Here is an 18,068-nt window from a genome sequence, read left to right as displayed (position 1 = left end):
GTGGCCGTCGCGGAGGAGGGCACCTTCACCCAAGGCGCGCATCGGGTACGGGTCGCGCAGTCGGCCGTTTCCGCGACGAGGCACCGGGCCCGGAGGCCGACGCCGCGGTCGACGCGCTGCTCGCGGAGCCGTTCGGCAACTGGCACGTGGAGAGCGCCGGCGCCACCGTGCAGGTGCGGGTCACCAAGAAGGGCGACGCCCAGGTGCACCGGCAGACCAGCGAGGCGCCGGCCGGCAGGGCCGAGGGGCACGACCGGGTCCGCGCGCACCTGCTCGACCCGGGTGACCCGCTCTGGGAGGTGATCGGCGGCAGCGCGGCCAAGCGCCGCCAGGTCGACGCGTTCCTGCGGGCGCTCGCCGCGACGTTGCCCGCCGACGGGTTGCCACAACCGGTGCGCGTGGTCGACCTGGGCTGCGGCAACGCCTACCTGACGTTCGCCGCCTACCGCTACCTGACCGCGGTGCGCGGGCTCGACGTCGAGATGGCCGGTGTCGACGTGCGCGCGGACCAGCGCGACCGCAACACGCAGCTGGCCCGGCTGCTCGGCTACGGCGACCGGCTGCGGTTCGTCGCGGGCACGATCCTGGACGCGGTCGTGGAGCCGGCGCCGGATCTGGTGCTGGCCCTGCACGCCTGCGACACGGCCACCGACGAGGCGCTGCACCGGGCGGTCGGCTGGGGCGCGGAGTGGATCCTGGCCGCGCCCTGCTGCCACCACGACATCGCCGCGCAGCTGCGCCGGCAGCCCGCGCCCGGTCCGTACCAGTTGATCACCGGGCAGGGGATCCTGCGCGAGCGCTTCGCGGACGTGCTCACCGACTCGCTGCGGGCCGCCCTGCTCCGCTCGCGCGGCTACAAGGTCGACGTGATCGAGTTCATAGACTCCGCGCACACGCCACGGAACCTCCTCCTGCGGGCCCGCCGCACAGGGCAGGAGGGACCCACCGGGGAGTACGACGAGCTGGTGGCCGCCTGGCGGGTGCGACCCCGGCTCGCCGAGCTGCTCGGCACCCCCTAGCGGCGCCGGTCGCGGTCGCCGTCGCCGCGGGTCGGCCACCCGCCGGAGTCGTCCGGCACGGCGCTCGGGAAACGCAGCACATTGTCGGGATCCTCGGCCTGGTGCGCGGCGAACGCGGTGTTCCAGGAAATCTCCACCAGCGCTTTCCGGACTTCGGCGTGCCGCTCGGCGGCATTCGACTGCAGCGCCATCCGGACGCCCAGCGCGACACCGACGAGCGTGGTGGTAATCGCGCCCGCCGCGGCGAACAGGTGCCAGCCGCCGACCTGGCCACCCTGTATGGCGAGGACGAGCAACCAAATCCAGAATGCGAGCGCGAAAATGGCCGCCTTCACGACGAAGAACAGGCTTATCGCACCTGGTTGATAGGGAACTGGGCGGTCTTCTGGTGGGGCCATAGTCGCATCCCGTCGTTCTCCACTCTCGGTGCGAGAGCATAGACGACGAGTAACGGTCTCGTTAAGTCACGCGAGTGGGCGGACGCTGACGGTGTGGTGTCCCACCGACCCCCCGCCGGCGGGACACCACACCGGCGCCACCGGCCGCATGGCCGTGGCCGCAGCGCCGGACAGCGCGGGGCTGGACGCCGCTGACGGGTCCCACGCACGGGTCCCGGTCCGGTCTTGCCGTGACTCTAGAGCAGTCCCGCGTACGGGACTAATAGGCCGAACGGCCCGTTGCAATTCGCCCGGCACGGGTTACCCTTTCCGGTGACGATTCTCGACCGCGGGGAGGGCGATCGGCCGATGGCCACTGATGACTCGCCGCAGGCAGCGTTCGCGCGCTTCGTCCGGCGGGCCGTCGACGATGCCAAGAACGCCCGTGGTTGGACGGTCAACGACCTTGCTTCCGAGACGGGTGTCGGTCGATCGACGCTTTTCCGCTGGCTGGCGGGTGACTGGCACGACTATCCCGAGCTGGCCAAGGTGCAAAACTTCTGCGCCGCGCTCGACGTGCCGGTGTCAGCCGCGTTCCGGGCCCTCAACATGCCCGGCCGCACGCCCGGCGTGACCGCCCGGCCGAGCCGCGTCGACAAGGACCTCCAGGTCATTCTCGACCGGCTGACGGACCCGACGGTGTCGGCGGCGGAGAAGCGGCACATCCGTGAGGCACTGCGCCGCCTCGCCACCCGCCCGATCCGCAAGTCCGCGTAAGGCTTATTTCACCGTCAGGGTGAACTCGGCCGTGTGCACCTTGCCGGCCACCTGGAAGTCGAAGAACCCCCGGTAGTTGCCCGGGCTCGGCGCCGCGACCCAGAACTTCACCGTGCCCGGCACCCGCTGCTCGTCGGGGTGCACGTGCAGGTAGCCGAGGTCGCCCTGCCGCAGCACCACGAGGTGCCCGTACGCACCCAGGTAGGGCTGCAGGTCGGTGACCGGGTTGCCGTCGCGGAACACCCGGAACTGCAGCGGCTGCGTCGCGCCGACGGTCGGCGTGCCCTCGTAGGTGACCGTGAACCCGGCCGTGGTCGCCTCGCGCGCCGCCGCGGGCAGCGCCACCGGCTGATAGTCGCCGGCCACCACGAGGTCGGTGCCGAGCGTCGCGGCGATCTGCGCACCGGCGGAGTCGACCAGCGTGAAGTCGGCGAACGCCCGCCACGTCCCCGGCGCGCCCAGCGTCAGCGGGATGCTCCAGGTGCCGTCGGCGGCCATCGTCGGGTGCAGGTGCTGGTAGCCGGAGAGGTCACGGCGCGCGACGATCAGGTGCAACTGCTTCTCGTGGACGACCGCGAACTGCTTGACCGGCTGCCGGTCGGGCCCCTGCACGGTGAACCGGAAGTCGGCCGTGCGGCCGGCGGTGAACTCGGTCGCGGCCGGCACGAGCGTGTAGCCGCTGCCCGACACGCTCAGCCCACCCAACTCGGCGCCGGCCATCGCGGTCATGCCGCTGCTGCCGTGGTCGTGCTCGGCGGTGCCGGGCGCGTGCGCGTGGTTGGCGTTGGGCTCGGCGGAGTTCATCGCCATCCCGCCGGCGGCGCTCGACCCGTCGGCGGGCGCCGCGTCGGCGCCGGTCAGCTTGCCGATGCCGAAGCCGCCGATCAGCGCGAAGACCAACCCGGCGACGAAGAGACCCAGCCGCAGACCGGACCGGTCGGGCCCGGGATCGGCCGGCGGCGTGGTGGTGCGTGCCTTGGTGCCCGCGGCCTCAGGCATCGGCGGCGGCCAGCTCGTAGCCGGCCTCGTCGACCGCGGCCCGCACGTCGTCGACCGCGAGCGGCGCGTCGCTGGTCACCGCGACGGCCCCCGTCGCCAGGTCGATCCGCACGTCGGTGACACCCTGCAGGGCGGAGAGCTCTCCGGTCACGGCGCTCACGCAGTGGCTGCAGGTCATGCCGGTGACGGTGTAGGTCGCGGTGCTGGACATGTGTGTGCCTCCAGTGGCGGGGTGCGAGCTTGCCGCCGAATATACCCCCCGGGCGTATCCCTGACTAGGGCGATTTGCCCGTATCGTGGCTTCTGCCCTACGCAACTCGTTAACCGAGCGTGCCGATCATCACACGAGGCGCGCGCCGGGCGACGACCGCGGCCGCCGCCGTGCTGGCCCTGCTCGGGCCACTGGCCGCGCCGGCCGCCGCCGACCCGTCCGCCGACGAGGTCCGCAAGCGGCTCGAGACCGCCTCGCACCAGCTCGAGGTCGTCGTCGAGCAGTACAACGACCTGCGGCTCGAGGTCAAACGCGGCCATCAGGAGGCCGACCGGCTGCGGGCCAGGATCGCCCCGCTGGAACGGACGGCGCAGGCCCGCAGTGCCGAGGTCGGCACCGTCGCGGCGGCCGCGTACCGGACGGGCCGCGCGGCGAACGTGATCGGGCTGCTGCACTCCGGCTCGCCGCGAGCCCTCGGCGAGAAGCTGGCCCTGCTGGAGGCGCTCGGCAACCAGCGGGTGCGGGCGATCGACGCGCTGGCCGTGGCGAACCGGGACGTGGCCGCCGCGCAGGAGGCGCTCAACGCGCTGGCCGCGAAGGAGCGGACGCACGGCGCGCGGCTGCTGGCCAAGAAGCGCCACATCGAGGGCGAGATCGCCCGGCTCGACGCGCTCCGCTTCGACCTCGGCGTCCCGGACCTTCCGCCGGTGCTCGAGGACCCGCCGTCGTTGCCGCCGGGCGCCGCGAGCTCCGCCGTCCGGTTCGCGTACGCCCAGCTCGGCAAGCCCTACCAGTGGGGCGCCTCGGGCCCGCGGGGCTACGACTGCTCTGGCCTCACCGCGGCCGCCTGGCGGGCCGCCGGGGTGCGCCTGCCGCACAACGCGCGCGCCCAGTACGGCGCCGTCGCGCACATCGGGCGCGGCCAACTCCGCCCCGGCGACCTGGTCTTCTACTACGGCAACATCCAGCACGTCGGGCTCTACGTCGGCGCGGGCCGGATCATCCACGCACCGCAGCACGGCGAGCGCATCCGCTTCGACCGCGTCGACTACCAACCGGTCCACGGGTACGGGCGACCCCGCCGCTAGCTAGCCGCCGACTCCCAACGCGAAGGGCAGCACGGCCGGCGCCCCGGCCGTGCGCAGCTCGCGGGCGACGATCGTCATCGTCCAGCCCGAGTCGACCAGGTCGTCGACGAGCAGCACCGGCCCCGTCACGGCCGACAGCGCCGCCGCCAGCTCCGGCGGGATCTCGAACCCGCCGTGCAGGGAACGGACCCGCTGGGCGCTGTTGCCGCGGGCGCCGCCGCCGGACGGTGGCGCCTGCGGGCCCGGCTCGACCAGGCCGAGCAACGGCAGCCGGCCGATCTCGGCGATCCGGGCGGCCAGCGAGCGGACCAGCTCCGGGCGGCCCCGCGACGCCACGCCGACCACCGCGACCGGCCGCTGCGGCCAGGGGTCGGCGCCGCGGGACCAGTCCCTGAGCACCTCGACCACCGCGCCGGTGACGTCGTCCGGCAGCGGGCCGTCGGGTGCCTCCGGGCCGAGCAGCGCGCGCAGCCGGCCGCCCCAGCCGAGGTCCGACAGGCGGCCGACGGCCCGGCCCGGCAGGGCCTGCTCGTCGTCCTTCAGCTTCCCGCGCACCTCGGACAGCCCGGTCGGCCAGAGCTTCTTCGGCGCGATCGTCACTCCGGCCCGGCCGAGGAACGCGTCGGCCGCGGCCAGCCCCGGCGCGGACACCTCGGCCGTGACGAACGGGGCCGTGCAGTTGTCACAGCGCCCGCACGGCGCCGCGCCCGGGTCGTCGAGGCTGCGGCGCAGGAACTCCATCCGGCAGCCGGTCGTCGCGACGTACTCCCGCATGCTGTCCTGCTCGTGGGTCCGGGCGGCGGCGACCCGGCGCAGCCGCGCGGTGTCGTAGACCCACGGCTCGCCGGTGGCGACCCAACCGCCGCGGACCCGGCGCACCGCGCCGTCGACGTCGAGCACCTTGAGCATCATCTCGAGCCGGGTCCGGCGCAGGTCGACCAGCGGCTCGAGCGCCTGCGTCGACAGTGGCCGGCCGGCGGCGTCGAGCGCGTGCAGCACGTCGCGCACCTGCTGCTCCGGCGGGAAGGCCAGGGAGGCGAAGTAGCGCCAGATCGCAGCGTCCTCGCGGCCCGGCAGCAGCAGCACGTCGGCGTTGCGCACGGCCCGGCCCGCCCGGCCGACCTGCTGGTAGTAGGCGATCGGCGAGGGCGGCGCGCCGAGGTGCACGACGAAGCCGAGGTCGGGCTTGTCGAAGCCCATGCCCAGCGCCGACGTCGCGACCAGCGCCTTGAGCTTGTTGTCGAGCAGGTCCTGCTCGGCCTGTTGGCGGGCGGCGTCGTCGGCCTGCCCGGAGTAGGAGGCGACCGCGTAACCACGCTGGCTGAGGAACGCGGCGGTCTCCGTCGCCGCGGCCACGGTCAGCGTGTAGACGATGCCCGACCCCGGCAGTGTGTCGAGGTGGTCCGCCAGCCAGGCGAGCCGCTCCGCTGGGGACTCGAGCGAGAGGACGCCCAGGCGCAGCGAGTCCCGCTCCAGCGGGCCGCGCAGCACCAGTGCGTCGCCGAGCTGTTCGGCCACGTCGTCGGTGACCCGCTGGTTGGCCGTCGCGGTGGTCGCCAGCACCGGGGTGCCGGGCGGCAGGTCGGCGAGGAACGTGCGCAGCCGCCGGTAGTCGGGGCGGAAGTCGTGGCCCCAGTCGGAGACGCAGTGCGCCTCGTCGACGACCAGCAGGCCCGTGGTCGAGGCCAGCTTGGGCAGCACGTTGTCGCGGAAGTCGGGGTTGTTGAGCCGCTCGGGGCTGATCAGCAAAAGATCCACACTGCCCGCGACGATGTCGGCGTGGATCGCGTCCCACTCGTCGAGGTTGGCGGAGTTGATCGTGCGGGCCCGGATGCCCGCCCGCTCGGCCGCCTCGACCTGGTTGCGCATGAGCGCGAGCAGCGGCGACACGATCACCGTGGGCCCGGTCGTGCCGGACGATCGGAGCAGGGCCGTGGCCACGAAGTAGACCGCCGACTTGCCCCAGCCGGTGCGCTGCACGCAGAGCACCCGGCGCTTCTCCTCGACCAGCGCCGAGATGGCCGTCCACTGGTCGTCGCGCAGTCTCGCGTGGTCCCCCGCGAGCCGGCGCAGGATCTCCTCTGCCCGCTCCCTCACCCGGTCAGTTCTACCAGTGGTGAGGGAGCGGGCGCGAAGGTCAGTACGGCGCCCGGGCGCCGGTGAACCAGCGCAGGGCCCCCGCGAAGTCGCGGGCGTGCTCCAGCAGCGTGTAGTCCTGGCGCACGGCCGACTCGCGGATCGCCGCGTCCAGGTCGTTGTCGCACTTCATCAGGACGTGGTCAAAGTCCCGCCGGAGCGGTTCGAGCAGCCCGTACCCGAACGAGTGGTGCGTCCGGGCGAACCGGGCCTTGTAGAGCCGGGCCCGCTCGTGCAGCCCGGACGAGTACGACATCGGGTTCTTGGGCCGCGCGCGGATGTAGTCGGGCAGGAGGTCCGCGAACGCCTCCCGCACGATCCACTTCTCCTTGCCGTTACGCATCTTCAGCGACAGCGGCATCCGCATCGCGAGCTCCACCAGGGCCAGGTCAAGGAACGGCACCCGCGCCTCGACGCCCTGGCCCATGCTGGTGCGGTCGACCCGCTGCAGCTCCGTACGACACAGGTTGCGGATCTTGTGGAGGAAGAGCCGGCGAGCCGCCGCCGGGCCGACTTCGTGGTACATCGGGTAGCCGCCGAACAGCTCGTCGGAGCCGTCGCCGGTGAGCACCACCTTGACGCCGGTCTCGTGCACCCGGCGGAACAGCGGCACCGAGACCACCGCGTTGATGATGTCGCCGTACTCGGACAGCTCGCCCATCCGGATCGCTTCCCGGATCTCGCCCATCCGGATGTCCCGCGGCCGCAGCTCCACGACCTCGTGGTGCACGCCGAGGTCGCGGGTCAGCCGCTTGGCGTAGTCGAGGTCCGGGCTGCCCGGCGCGCCGACCGTGAAGGCGACGCAGTCCGGGTGCATCTCGCGCACCTGGAGCAGCGTCAGCGAGCTGTCCAGCCCGCCGGAGAGCACCACGCCGACGGTGAGGTCGGTGTCGACGCGGACCCGGATGCTGTCCTGCAGCGCGTTGCGGACGAGCTTCGCCGCCTCGTCCGGGTCCTCGATCGGCACCTGGTCCTCGCCGAGCCGGAGCAGGTCGACGTACGGGTTCAGCCGCGGCCCGGTGACCGGTGTCGCCCAGCCGTGATGGCCGGGCGGCACCTCGGTGACCCGGGCGCCGACCGGCACGAGCGCCTTGACCTCAGACGCGATGTGGAGCCGCCCGCCCCGGCGCGACCAGTAGAGCGGCTTGACGCCGAGCGGGTCACGGGCCAGGAACACCCGGCCGGTGGCCCGCTCGACGATCGCGAACGCGAACTCGCCGCGCAGCTTGCCGACGGCCGCCTCGCCCCACTCCAGGAAAGCCTCGAGCACGACCTCGGTGTCGCTCTCGCTGCGCAGCTCACGCCCCGCGGCGATCAGCTCGGCGCGCAGCTCCCGGTAGTTGAAGACCTCGCCGTTGTAACAGAGCACCCACGCCTCGTCGGGCGAGACCCACGGCTGCACCGCGCGGTCCCGGTCGACGATCCGCAGCCGCTGGGTGCCGGCGAGCAGTCCCGTCGCCGGCCCCCCACCGATGGTTCGCAGGCCCTCCGGCAGCTCTTCCTGCACGTCGCCGCGCGGCGTGAGGGACTCGAGCATGCGCCGGAAGAGTGCGGGGTCGGCGTCGTTGCCGACGATGAGCGCGATACCGCACAAAGTGTCGGGTCACCTTCTCCCGGTCTCGTACCGAGTAGCGAACTCCCGTTGCAGTTCCGCGACGGCGACCGGGCTGACGCAGACGTGCCACGCCTGCCCCTCGTCGATCACGTTGACGTCGCCCGCGGTCTGCCGTTCGAGCAGCACCTTCTCCAACGCCGTCCGGGCCGAGAACCGCTCGAACCACGCCATCTCCACGTCGACCGCCCAGCCCACGCAGTGCGCGCTCGGCGACATCGCGGCGTACCCGAGGTCGCGCAGGTGCTGCTGGTGCCGGACGCTGCGGGTCATGCTGGTCACCCAGAGCGCCGGTGTGCCGTGCGGCGCGTACCGCTGGAAGTCGGCCGCGATCTGCCCGAGCAGCGCGATCGTCTCGGGCCGGCTGTAGGTGAACCGCAGGCCCGCGGTCCGTGGCCAGCGGTCCGGCGCGACCCGCCGGGCGACCGCCCGCACGGCGCGGGTCGCGAACGTGCGCGGCTGCCGCCGGTAGCGAAAGGGCAGCAGGCCCGCCCGCCGCAGCTTCTCGATGTCGATCAGGTCGGGCGAGGTGAGCACGTCCGTCGTCGTGGCGAACGGCGTCGTCTGCCCCCACCACATCGCCTCGACCTGCGCGAGCAGGAAGATCCGCACCTGGGCCGCCAGGTCGGCGGCGGAGCTGCGGGTGCTGGGCTTGTAGTTGCGGACCTCGTTGAGCAGCCATTCCACCGTTCCGGTGAGCCCGCGGGGCGTCACCGAGAGCACGGCGCTGAAGTTAGGCTCGACGAGCCTTTCGATCAGGATGGTCTCGGCCTTGGCCGTGTCACCGGGGCTGACCCCCGGTCCACTGTGGCCGGCGAGTTCGATGAGCAGGCTGTCCACGGCTTCGCGGTAAGCGACCAGATCGGGCCCGTTGACCGCCGGCCGCGGCGTAGGCAACCGTTTGCGCTGCTCGTTCTTGACCACGTTCGCGGGTATTCGAGTCGTCATGTGGGCCCCCCGTCCTTCCCCCGTAACAGGCGGGTATTCCGGATCCGAGCCTAATGACGCTTTCGTCCATTGGAGGGCGAATGATGCTTATGAGACCGTTTCATCCTTTCGGCGCCGACCGAGGGCGTTGCTGACCAGGGCGAGCCGCCCGCGGAGGCTGGCCAGGCCGCCGGGGAAGAAGTAGACGGCCAGGATGAAGATGGCGCCCAGGACGAAGAGCGGCTGGCCCAGGGGGCCCGGGAGGTCCGCGGCGAGGGAGGTCAGGCGGTGGTCCAGGTACATGTAGAGGATGCCGCCCAGGACCGGGCCCCAGCGCGTGCCCGGGCCGCCGAGGACGACCATCACCAGCAGTGACAGGGTCAGCTCGGAGCTCGTGACGTGCGGGTTGGCCCCGCCGAGGATCAGCACGTAGACCACGCCGCCCAGGGCGGCCAGCGCGCCGGCCAGGGTGAAGGCGACCAGCTTGTAGCGGTACGGGTCCAGGCCCAGCACGCCGACCCGGCGCTCGTCGTCGCGCAGGCCCGCCAGCACCCGGCCCGTCGGCGAGCCGGCCACCCGGGCGACCACGAAGACCACGAGCGCGACGTACGCCAGCGCGAGCCAGTAGAGGTTGACCGTGTTGCCGACGCCGAGCAGGAAGTCGGGCAGGCGGTCGCCGTCGATCGGCAGGCCCTCCTCGCCACCGGTCAGGCCGCCGAAGTCCCGGGCCACCAGGATGGCACCCACCTGGGCGAACGCCAGCGTCACCATCGCGAACGCGATGCCGGTCGTCCGCAGGGCGATCGCACCCAGCAGCGCGGCCAGGATCGCGCTGCCCACCAGCGTGAACACCGCCGCCTGCCAGAGCGGCAGGTGGGCGTGGGTGACCAGCACGTCGGTGCCGTACATGCCGGCCGCGAAGTAGAGCGCGTGGCCGAACGAGAGCAGGCCGGTGCGGCCGAACAGCAGGTCGTAGCTCGCGGCCAGGCCGCCGAAGACCAGGCAGACGGCGAACAGCTGCAGGTTGCCGTAGGTGTTGAACGGTCCGTCGAGCACCCCCGGCAGCGGGATCTGCAGGTAGGGCAGCACGGCGGCGACCACGAGCGCGACCAGCGGGCCAAGCACGAGCAGCCGGCGCCAGCCGCCGCGGCGCGGTGCCGCCTCCAGCTCGGGCGGGGTCGCCGCGGGTGGTGCCTCGGCGCTCACCGGGACAGCCTGGGTCATGCCGTGACCGCCCTTCCGGCGATGCCTTGCGGCCGGACCAGCAGCACGATCGCGAGCAGCGCGACCACGCAGATGTCGCCGAGCCCAGCGGTGCCGTAGTAGTTGACGAACTGCTGCAACAGACCCACCGCGACCGCCGCGTACGCGGAGCCGACCACCGAGCCCATCCCACCGATCACCACGACGATGAACGCGAAGATCAGCAGCGAGCCGCCCTGCCCGGGCGACACGGATCCGAAGTAGACGCCACCGAGCGCACCGGCCAGCGCCGCCGCCGCGCCGCCGATCGCGAAGACCAGCGTGAACGCCTTGCGTACGTCGATGCCGAGCGCGGTGACCATCTCCCGGTTCTCGACGCCGGCCCGGATCACCAGGCCGACCCGGGTGTACCGCAGGAAGAGCAGCAGCAGCGCGAGCACGGCCGCGGCCGCCAGCACGAGCAGCAGCGAGGCGTTGGGGATGTTGGCGCCACCGATGCCGGTCACCCCGCGGGTCCACTCCGGGCGCGGGAAGGGCCGCGGGTCGGCGCCCCAGGTGGCCTGGAGCAGCGCCACGCCGGCGAGCGACAGGCCCACGGTGACCAGCACCTGCTCGATCGTCCGGCGGTAGAGCGGCCGGATCAGCACGAGCTCGACCAGCGCGGCGACCAGCGCTCCGGCGGCCACGCCGCAGGCGGCGGCGAGCACGAAGCCGAACCCGGTCGGGCCCGCGCCGGGCACGTGGCCGGCCGCCCACCAGGTGGCGTACGCGCCCACGGACAGGAACAGCCCGTGCGCGAAGTTGAGCACGTCGGCCAGGCCGAAGACCAGCGACAGCCCGGACGCGACCAGGAAGTAGAGCGCGGCGAGGCCGAGCCCGGTCAGCGTCAGCAACACGAACGTCGACATCAGGCGTGCACCCCCGTCGAACCCACGCCCAGCAGCGCCTTGGTCAGGTCCGGCTCGCCGAGCAGCCGGTCGGCCGGGCCGGTCCAGGCGACCCGGCCGGCGGCCAGCACCACCGCGTCGCGGGCCAGCCGGCGGACGACCGCCAGGTTCTGTTCGACCAGGAGCACCGGCATCTCCTCGGCGACCGCCGCGAGCGCCTCCGCCACCTCCGTCACCACCTTCGGCGCCAGGCCCTTGGTCGGCTCGTCGACCAGCAGCAGCGTGTTGTCGGCGAGCAGCACCCGCCCGATCGCGAGCATCTGCTGCTGCCCGCCGGAGAGCGTGCCGGCCCGCTGCTTGCCGCGCCGCGCCAGCTCGGGGAAGAGGGCGTAGACCCGGTCGTACGCGGGAGCCGAGCCCGGCCGCTCGGCCAGCCGCAGGTTCTCGGCAACCGTCAGCCCGGCGAACACGCAGCGGTCCTCGGGCACGTAGCCGAGCCCGCCGCGCACCAGCCGATGCGTCGGTGTGCTCAGAGCGCTCTGAGCACCTATGCGAATCGTGCCCGAGACCGCCGCGCTCGGCGGGGTCAGGCCGACGATCGCCCGCAGCGTGGTGGTCTTGCCGACGCCGTTGCGGCCCAGCAGCGCCGTCACGCCGGTCGGCGCCGCCGTGAACGAGACGCCCTGGAGGATGTGCAGGCCGGCGATCCGTACGCTCAGATCGGTCACCGACAGGATCGGGTCGGTCACAACCCCTCCCCGAGATAAGCCTCCTGGACGCCCTTGTGCGCCATCACGGCGTCGGGGGTGTCGCAGGCGAGCAGGGCGCCGTGGTGCATCACCGCGATCCGGTCGGCCAGCTCCAGGATCACGTCCATGTGGTGCTCCACCATGAGGACCGACCGCCCAGTGGCTTCCGCACCCCGGGTCAGGCCGCGGATCACCGCGACCAGCTCCGGCACGTCCTCGGCGCTGACGCCGGCCATCGGCTCGTCGAGCAGCAGCACGGTCGGCTCGGCGGCGAGCAGCAGGGCGATCTCCAGCTTGCGCTTCTCGCCGTGTGCGAGCGTGCCGGCCAGCGCGTCGCCCCGGCCGGCCAGGCCCACGGTCGCCAGCGCCTGGTCGGCCGACTCCGCCACGTCCCGGAACGACGCGGCGCGGCGCCACAGCGCCATCGAGCCGCCGCGGTGCGCCTGGACCGCGAGCCGGACGTTCTCGCGTACCGACAGCGAACCGAACACCGACGACGACTGGAACGTCCGGCCGAGACCGCGCCGGGCGCGCCGGTGCGGCGGCAGCGCGGTGACGTCGTCGCCGCCCAGCCAGACCGTGCCCGCGGTCGCCTTGCGCAGCCCGCTGACCAGGTTGAACAACGAGGTCTTGCCGGCACCGTTGGGCCCGATGACGCCGAGGAACTCGCCGGGGGCGAGGGCGATGTCGACACCGTCGACGATCGCTACCTCGCCCACCCGCCAGGTCAGCCCCTCGGTGCGGAGCACGGACAAGGTGTCAGCCCTTCATCGCGGCCGCCGGCGGGGCGACCTCCTCGGGGGTGAGCGCCTTCTCGAGCTTCGCGGTGAGCTGGTCACCGCTGCCGGTCAGGGTCGCCTGGTACATCGGCTGGAGCAGCGCGTGGTCCTCGGCGCGGACCGTCAGCTTGCCCTTGACACCGTCGAAGCTCCAGCCCTCCAGCGCGCTGACCATCTTGTCGACGTCGTCGCCGCCCTCCTGGACCGCCCGCACGACCATCTGGGCCGCGGTGAAGCCGTCCGGGTGGAACAGGTCGAGCGTGCCGCCGACCGCCTGCTTCGCCGCCTGCGCGGCCGGGTTGTCGCTGGCACCGTCGAAGTAGTGCGACAGGAACGAGATCTTCGAACCGGCCGCGCCGAAGGTCGGCCAGGAGGCCCGGATGTCCAGGCCGGTCACGACCGTGGTCGAGGCGAGGATGCCCTGCTGGTCGAGGGTCTGCCACATGGCCGGCGCGGTGGTGCCCGCCCAGGCCACGAACAGCAGGTCCGGCTTGGCCGCCTTGAGCTGGCTGGCGAACGGCGTGAAGTCGGTCGCGCTGGCCGGGGCGAGCACGCTGCTCACGGTCGCGCCGGCGCCGCCGATGACCGCCTTGACCGCGGCCTCGTTGCTCTTGCCGAACGCGCTGTCCTGGCCGAAGACCACGACCTTCTTGCCGGCCGCGTCGCCGATGAACGACTTTGCGGTCATCACGTCCTGGTACGACTGCCGCCCGGACCGGAACGTGTACTTGTTGACCCCGGTGACCGCGTCGGTCGCGGCCGGGCCGGAGATGAACAGCACCTTGTTCTGGGCGGCCAACGGCGCGACCTGGAGCGCGACGCCCGAGGCGGTCGAGCCCGCGATGATCTTCGTGCCCTTGCCGATCAGGTCCTTGACCGCGGAGACCGCCTTGGCCGGGTCACCGGCGTCGTCGACCTCGGTCACCTCGATGGTCCGGTCGCCGACCTTGTTGGTGCCGTTGGTGGCGTACGCGAGACCGGCCTTGAAGCCGTCGATGTACTGCTTGCCGTAGGACGCCAGCGCGCCGGTCTGGGAGTGGACGATGCCGACCTTGACCGGGGCCGCGGCGTCGCCGCCCCCGGCGGCCGTCTCCTGCGGGCTGCCGCAGGCCGTGGCGGTGGTCGCCACGGCTATCACAGTGGCGGCGGTGACGAACGCCCGCCGCATCGCCTTTACCGTCATGGCGACACACGGTAGGTGGGTCGATGTGACCCGGACCATGTGGTCCGCGCCCATATATGTGACGGGGAGATGTACGGAAGGGCCCCTGGGGGCCCTTCCGCTTCATGTCATCGGTGACTGTGCTCCGGTCGGGCCGCGCGGGCGGCCACGGCGGTGTCCGGCTGGTCGCTGAACACACCGTCGAGGCCGAGCGAGAAGAACAGCTCGTACTCGGCCGTGACGTCACCACGGGCATTCGGATCGGTGCCGATCCGGTGGTCGACGGCCAGGAACTGGTTCTCCACCCGGAAGGTCCAGGCGTGCACGACGAGACCGTTGCGGTGCGCGTCCCGGATCACGTTGGTCGGGGCGAGCAGCTTGCCGGTCGCGTCCCGGGGCACCAGCAGGTTCTTGTTGGCGCCGATGCCGTCCGCGTACGACGAGATCCACTTCAGGTTGGCCGGCGAGACCAGGTCCTGGTAGGTGCGCGCGTCGCCGGCGACGACGAAGTCGTAGGGCTTGCCGGCGGCGTCGAGCAGCTGGGCGAGGCGCACGTCGGTCATCCGGGCCAGCTTGCGCAGGTTGGCCGTCTCGAACGACTGGATGATCACCGGCGAGCTCTTCCGGGTGAGACCGTTGGCACGCAGCGTGCGGACCAGCGGCTCCTCGAGCGCGAGCCCGATCGACTGGAAGTACGTCGGGTGCTTCGTCTCCGGGTAGATGCCGATCTCGCGGCCGGTCCGCCTGCTCTCGGCCCGGGCGAGGTCGATGACCTCCTGCAGGGTCGGGATCGGCAGCTGGCCGTCGAACGCGGTGTTGGTGACCCGCACCTGCGGCAGCCGCTCCTTGGCCCGGAGGGTCTTCAGCTCGGCCAGCGTGAAGTCCTCGGTGAACCAGCCCGTGATCGCGTTGTCGTCGATCGTCTTGGTGGTCCGGCGGCCCGCGAACTCCAGGTGCGAAGCCACGTCGGTCGTACCCGAGATCTCGTTCTCGTGCCGGGCGACCAGGTGGCCGTCCTTGGTGGAGACCAGGTCGGGCTCGATGAAGTCCGCGCCCTGGCGGATGGCCAGCCGGTACGACTCCAGCGTGTGCTCGGGCCGGTAGCCGCTGGCGCCGCGGTGACCGATCACGAGGGGGGTGTCATATCCCTTGCGGCCGGTGGCGGACGCGGCGGCGGGCAGGAGGCCCGGTGCCGCGATCGCGCCCGCGCCCGCAACGGTGAGGGAAAGTGCAGTACGTCGTCGCATGCGCCGCAGTCAATCGATGTCTCGCGACGGGCGCTTGGCCGGGCGGTGAACGTGGTAAGAAATGCCTGATGCGCCGCACCCTGCAGCACCCCGCCCGGCTCGTGCCGCTGGCGTTCCTCGCCGCCGTGGTGATCGGCACGCTGCTCATGATGCTGCCCGCGGCCCGGGTGGAGCCCGGCGGGACGCCGTTCGTCACGGCCCTGTTCACCGCCACGTCGGCGGTCTGCGTGACCGGCCTGTCCGTGGTCGACACCGCCACCTACTGGACCGGCTTCGGCCAGGTGCTGCTGACCGTGCTCACGCAGATCGGCGGCTTCGGCATCATGGCCATGGCCACCCTGCTCGCGCTGCTGGTCTCGCAGCGCCTGGGGCTGCGCAGCCGGCTGATGGCCCAGGCCGAGGACTCCTCGCTCCGGCTCGGCGACGTCCGCTGGGTGCTCGGCCGGATCGCGCTGACGATGGCGGCCTTCGAGCTCGCCATCACGGTGATCGTCGGCGGTCGGTTCTGGCTGGCGTACGACTACCCGCTCAGCAAGGCCGCCTGGTACGGCCTGTTCCACGCGGTACAGGCGTTCAACAACGCCGGCTTCGCGCTGTTCAGCAACTCGCTGGTCGGCTTCGTCGACGACGCCTGGATCTGCCTGCCGCTGACGATCGGCGTGATCGCCGGCGGGATCGGCTACCCGGTGCTGTTCGAGCTGTTCCGCGAGATCGGCCGCCCGTCCACCTGGTCGACGCACACCCGGCTGACCGTTTTCGGCGGCGTGGTGCTGCTGGTCTTCGGCTTCTTCTCGCTGCTCGCGCTGGAGTGGGACAACCCCGACACGCTCGGGCCGCTCGGCGTGGGCCAGAAGATGCTGGCCGCGTTCTTCCAGGACGCGATGACCCGCTCCGGCGGGTTCAACACGGTCGACGTGGGCGCGTTCCACACCGAGTCGCTGGCGCTGTCGACCGCGCTGATGTTCATCGGCGGCGGGAGCGCGAGCACCGCCGGCGGCATCAAGCTGACCACGTTCTTCCTGCTCGCCTTCGTGATCGTCGCCGAGCTGCGGGGCGAGCCGGACGTGGTGATCGGCAACCGGCGGATCGCGGAGACCACCCAGCGCCAGGCGATCACGGTCGCGCTGCTCGGCGTCGGCCTGGTCGCGGCCGGCACGTTCGCGCTGCTCGAAGCGACCAGCGGCGTCTCGTTCGAGGCGGCGCTGTTCGAGGTGACGTCCGCCTTCGCCACGGTCGGGTTGTCCACCGGCATAACACCCGGACTGCCGACGACCGCGCAGATCATCCTGGTCGTGTTGATGTTCATCGGCCGAGTGGGCACGATCGCGGTAGGGTCGGCCATCGCCCTCAACACCCAGCGCCGGCTGTACCGATTCCCGGAGGAGCGACCCATCGTTGGCTGACAACGCGAGTGACGACAATGTCGTGGTCATCGGCCTCGGCCGGTTCGGCGGCGCGGTCGCCGGATCGCTGCAGACGCTCGGTCACGAGGTGCTGGGCATCGACAACGACCCCAAGCTCGTGCAGGAGTGGTCGGAGCGACTGACGCACGTGGCCGAGGCGGACGCGACCGACGAGGAGGCGCTCCGCCAGCTCGGGGTGCCCGACTTCACCCACGCGGTGGTCGGCATCGGCACGCACATGGAGCACAGCATCCTGACCGTGCTGGCGCTGGTCGAGATCGGCGTGCCGCATATCTGGGCCAAGGCGATCTCGACGAAACACGGCAAGATCCTCGGCTCGGTCGGCGCGACGAAGGTGATCTACCCGGAGAGGACGATGGGCGAGCGGGTCGCCCACCTGATCGGCAGCCGGATGATCGACTTCATCGAGTTCGACGACGACTTCGCGATCGCGAAGACCCGGGTGCCGCGGGGCGTCATGGGGCAGACGCTCGCCCAGCTCAGCCTGCGCACCAAGCACGGCATCACCGTGGTGGGCGTGAAGGAGCCCGGCAAGGAGTTCGCGTTCGCCACGCCTGACACGGTCATCCCGGAGAACGCCACGCTGATCGTCTCCGGCAAGGCGACCAAGGTGGAGAAGTTCGCACAGACGACCTGACGCCGGTCAGCCCTTGCCCTTGCCTTTGCCCTTGCCGCTCTTGGGGCCGGGGCCCTTGCCGCTCGAGTCGTCCTTGGCCTTCGGCCCCGCCGGCTTCGGCTTCGGCACGGCCGCCTTGCGCACGACCGGTTCCGTCGTGGCGATCGAGGAGAGCCGCGGTGCGCAGAAGGCGCCGTCGAGGCGGAACTCGACCGGGAACGCGTTGGAGCGCGCGTAGCTGCCGGTCAGCCGGACCCCGGCCGAGCCGCCGGCGGGCACGGCCGACTTGCCGGCCGGCCGGAGCACCACCGTGTTGCCCTGCTGGTCCACGGTGGCCGTGGCCGCGCCCGTCAGCTTCTGGTCCCCGGGGTACGTGAAGGCCAGCGACCAGTCGGTGACCGGCGCGGAGCCGGCGTTGACCACGGTCAGGTCGGCGTCGAACGCTTTACCCGAGTCTCGGCGCAACGCGTACCGGACCTCGCAGGCCGGTGTGTCCGCCGCCGCGGCCGGTGCCGCCACGGTCGTGGTCGTGCTCGTGTCCGGGTGGCGGTCGCCGCGGGTCGCGGCCAGGCCCGCGCCGGCCGCGCCGAGCACCACGACGGCCGCCGCGGTGCCGAGCACCTGCCGGCGCCGGCCGGCGAGCAGGTCACGCATCACGATGCCGGCGGCGGGCGCGACGCCGCGGGCCGCGTCTCCCACGGGGTCGGCCGTCCGCGGCAGGATCGTGGTGTTGCCGGACTCCGCGACACCGCGGACCGGAGCCGGCGATGACGACGACGAGTGGGCGGTGGACAAGCTGCGGATGCAGGTGCCGGCATTACTCGGGTCCTCGGCCGAGTTCTGCACCTGCGCGAT

Annotated in this window: 18 protein-coding genes; 5 read left to right on the top strand and 13 right to left on the bottom strand. The window is 72.2% G+C overall.

All coding sequences use genetic code 11. The features are described 5' to 3' along the window. Nucleotides 1–1,019, top strand: a 1,019-nt coding sequence (locus tag AB0H87_RS21805) for an SAM-dependent methyltransferase (RefSeq protein WP_360148354.1), incomplete at its 5' end; no start/stop codon positions are given. Here AB0H87_RS21805 and AB0H87_RS21800 read toward each other — a convergent pair. Further along, entirely contained in the window at nucleotides 1,016–1,417 is a 402-nt protein-coding gene (locus AB0H87_RS21800; protein ID WP_360148352.1) for a hypothetical protein, read from the bottom strand. The two genes, AB0H87_RS21805 and AB0H87_RS21800, sit on opposite strands and share 4 nt — an antisense overlap. A 348-nt stretch (nucleotides 1,418–1,765) precedes the next feature. Here AB0H87_RS21800 and AB0H87_RS21795 point away from each other — a divergent pair, with 348 nt between their 5' ends. Beyond that, entirely contained in the window at nucleotides 1,766–2,173 is a 408-nt protein-coding gene (locus AB0H87_RS21795) for a helix-turn-helix transcriptional regulator (RefSeq protein WP_360148357.1), read from the top strand. Nucleotides 2,174–2,176: 3 nt separating this feature from the next. On the opposite strand, the gene AB0H87_RS21790 is transcribed toward AB0H87_RS21795, so the two are convergent. Both AB0H87_RS21790 and AB0H87_RS21785 read right to left on the bottom strand, forming a co-directional pair. After that, the gene (locus tag AB0H87_RS21790) at nucleotides 2,177–3,172 is read right to left on the bottom strand and encodes a hypothetical protein (RefSeq protein ID WP_360148349.1); all 996 of its coding nucleotides are present in this window, start codon (nucleotides 3,170–3,172) and stop codon (nucleotides 2,177–2,179) included. Continuing rightward, a complete protein-coding gene (locus AB0H87_RS21785) occupies nucleotides 3,165–3,383 on the bottom strand; it encodes a cation transporter (protein ID WP_360148346.1) in 219 nt (72 codons plus the stop codon). The genes AB0H87_RS21790 and AB0H87_RS21785 overlap by 8 nt, the downstream gene beginning before the upstream one ends. A 119-nt stretch (nucleotides 3,384–3,502) precedes the next feature. Between AB0H87_RS21785 and AB0H87_RS21780 the strand changes: the two genes are divergently transcribed. Further along, the gene (locus tag AB0H87_RS21780; RefSeq protein WP_360148343.1) at nucleotides 3,503–4,471 is read left to right on the top strand and encodes an NlpC/P60 family protein; all 969 of its coding nucleotides are present in this window, start codon (nucleotides 3,503–3,505) and stop codon (nucleotides 4,469–4,471) included. Here the strand turns inward: AB0H87_RS21780 and AB0H87_RS21775 are convergent, their stop codons facing one another. The 9 genes from AB0H87_RS21775 to AB0H87_RS21735 all read right to left on the bottom strand — a co-directional run bounded on the left by AB0H87_RS21775 (nucleotide 4,472) and on the right by AB0H87_RS21735 (nucleotide 15,173). After that, entirely contained in the window at nucleotides 4,472–6,568 is a 2,097-nt protein-coding gene (locus AB0H87_RS21775; protein ID WP_360148340.1) for a DEAD/DEAH box helicase, read from the bottom strand. It lies immediately after the preceding gene. A gap of 40 nt (nucleotides 6,569–6,608) precedes the next feature. Next, nucleotides 6,609–8,201, bottom strand: a complete 1,593-nt coding sequence (locus AB0H87_RS21770) for an asparagine synthase-related protein (RefSeq protein ID WP_360148337.1) — start codon at nucleotides 8,199–8,201, stop codon at nucleotides 6,609–6,611. Between the two features lie 9 nt (nucleotides 8,202–8,210). Next, nucleotides 8,211–9,167 carry a DUF5715 family protein gene (locus tag AB0H87_RS21765; RefSeq protein ID WP_360148334.1) on the bottom strand — a complete coding sequence of 319 codons (957 nt, stop codon included), beginning with the start codon at nucleotides 9,165–9,167 and terminating at the stop codon, nucleotides 8,211–8,213. A gap of 87 nt (nucleotides 9,168–9,254) precedes the next feature. Next, complete coding sequence (locus AB0H87_RS21760) at nucleotides 9,255–10,370, bottom strand: branched-chain amino acid ABC transporter permease (RefSeq protein ID WP_360148331.1); 1,116 nt, start codon at nucleotides 10,368–10,370, stop codon at nucleotides 9,255–9,257. Then, on the bottom strand, nucleotides 10,367–11,257 hold the full coding sequence (locus AB0H87_RS21755) for a branched-chain amino acid ABC transporter permease (RefSeq protein ID WP_360148328.1): 891 nt from the start codon (nucleotides 11,255–11,257) through the stop codon (nucleotides 10,367–10,369). The genes AB0H87_RS21760 and AB0H87_RS21755 overlap by 4 nt, the downstream gene beginning before the upstream one ends. Next, the gene (locus AB0H87_RS21750; RefSeq protein WP_360148325.1) at nucleotides 11,257–11,985 is read right to left on the bottom strand and encodes an ABC transporter ATP-binding protein; all 729 of its coding nucleotides are present in this window, start codon (nucleotides 11,983–11,985) and stop codon (nucleotides 11,257–11,259) included. Before AB0H87_RS21750 ends, AB0H87_RS21755 begins: the two co-directional genes overlap by 1 nt. After that, on the bottom strand, nucleotides 11,982–12,734 hold the full coding sequence (locus tag AB0H87_RS21745) for an ABC transporter ATP-binding protein (RefSeq protein WP_360148322.1): 753 nt from the start codon (nucleotides 12,732–12,734) through the stop codon (nucleotides 11,982–11,984). The genes AB0H87_RS21750 and AB0H87_RS21745 overlap by 4 nt, the downstream gene beginning before the upstream one ends. Nucleotides 12,735–12,744: 10 nt before the next feature. Beyond that, nucleotides 12,745–13,947: a substrate-binding domain-containing protein gene (locus AB0H87_RS21740; RefSeq protein ID WP_360148319.1), complete on the bottom strand. Its 1,203-nt coding sequence runs from the start codon at nucleotides 13,945–13,947 to the stop codon at nucleotides 12,745–12,747. 107 nt (nucleotides 13,948–14,054) lie between these two features. Beyond that, entirely contained in the window at nucleotides 14,055–15,173 is a 1,119-nt protein-coding gene (locus AB0H87_RS21735; protein ID WP_360148316.1) for a glycerophosphodiester phosphodiesterase, read from the bottom strand. Between the two features lie 68 nt (nucleotides 15,174–15,241). On the opposite strand from AB0H87_RS21735, the gene AB0H87_RS21730 reads away from it, so the two are divergent. Both AB0H87_RS21730 and AB0H87_RS21725 read left to right on the top strand, forming a co-directional pair. Then, nucleotides 15,242–16,576 (top strand): potassium transporter TrkG, encoded by a 1,335-nt coding sequence (locus AB0H87_RS21730; RefSeq protein WP_360148313.1) that lies wholly within the window; start codon nucleotides 15,242–15,244, stop codon nucleotides 16,574–16,576. Continuing rightward, a complete protein-coding gene (locus AB0H87_RS21725) occupies nucleotides 16,569–17,234 on the top strand; it encodes a TrkA family potassium uptake protein (protein ID WP_360148310.1) in 666 nt (221 codons plus the stop codon). The genes AB0H87_RS21730 and AB0H87_RS21725 overlap by 8 nt, the downstream gene beginning before the upstream one ends. 6 nt (nucleotides 17,235–17,240) lie before the next feature. Here the strand turns inward: AB0H87_RS21725 and AB0H87_RS21720 are convergent, their stop codons facing one another. After that, complete coding sequence (locus tag AB0H87_RS21720) at nucleotides 17,241–17,912, bottom strand: cellulose binding domain-containing protein (RefSeq protein WP_360148307.1); 672 nt, start codon at nucleotides 17,910–17,912, stop codon at nucleotides 17,241–17,243. Nucleotides 17,913–18,068: the final 156 nt, after the last annotated feature.

The organism is Asanoa sp. NPDC050611 (assembly GCF_040654855.1).
In the GTDB taxonomy this organism is placed as follows: domain Bacteria; phylum Actinomycetota; class Actinomycetes; order Mycobacteriales; family Micromonosporaceae; genus Asanoa.
Note: the sequence above shows the minus strand (reverse complement) of the source record. Positions and strands in the feature narration are given on the sequence as shown.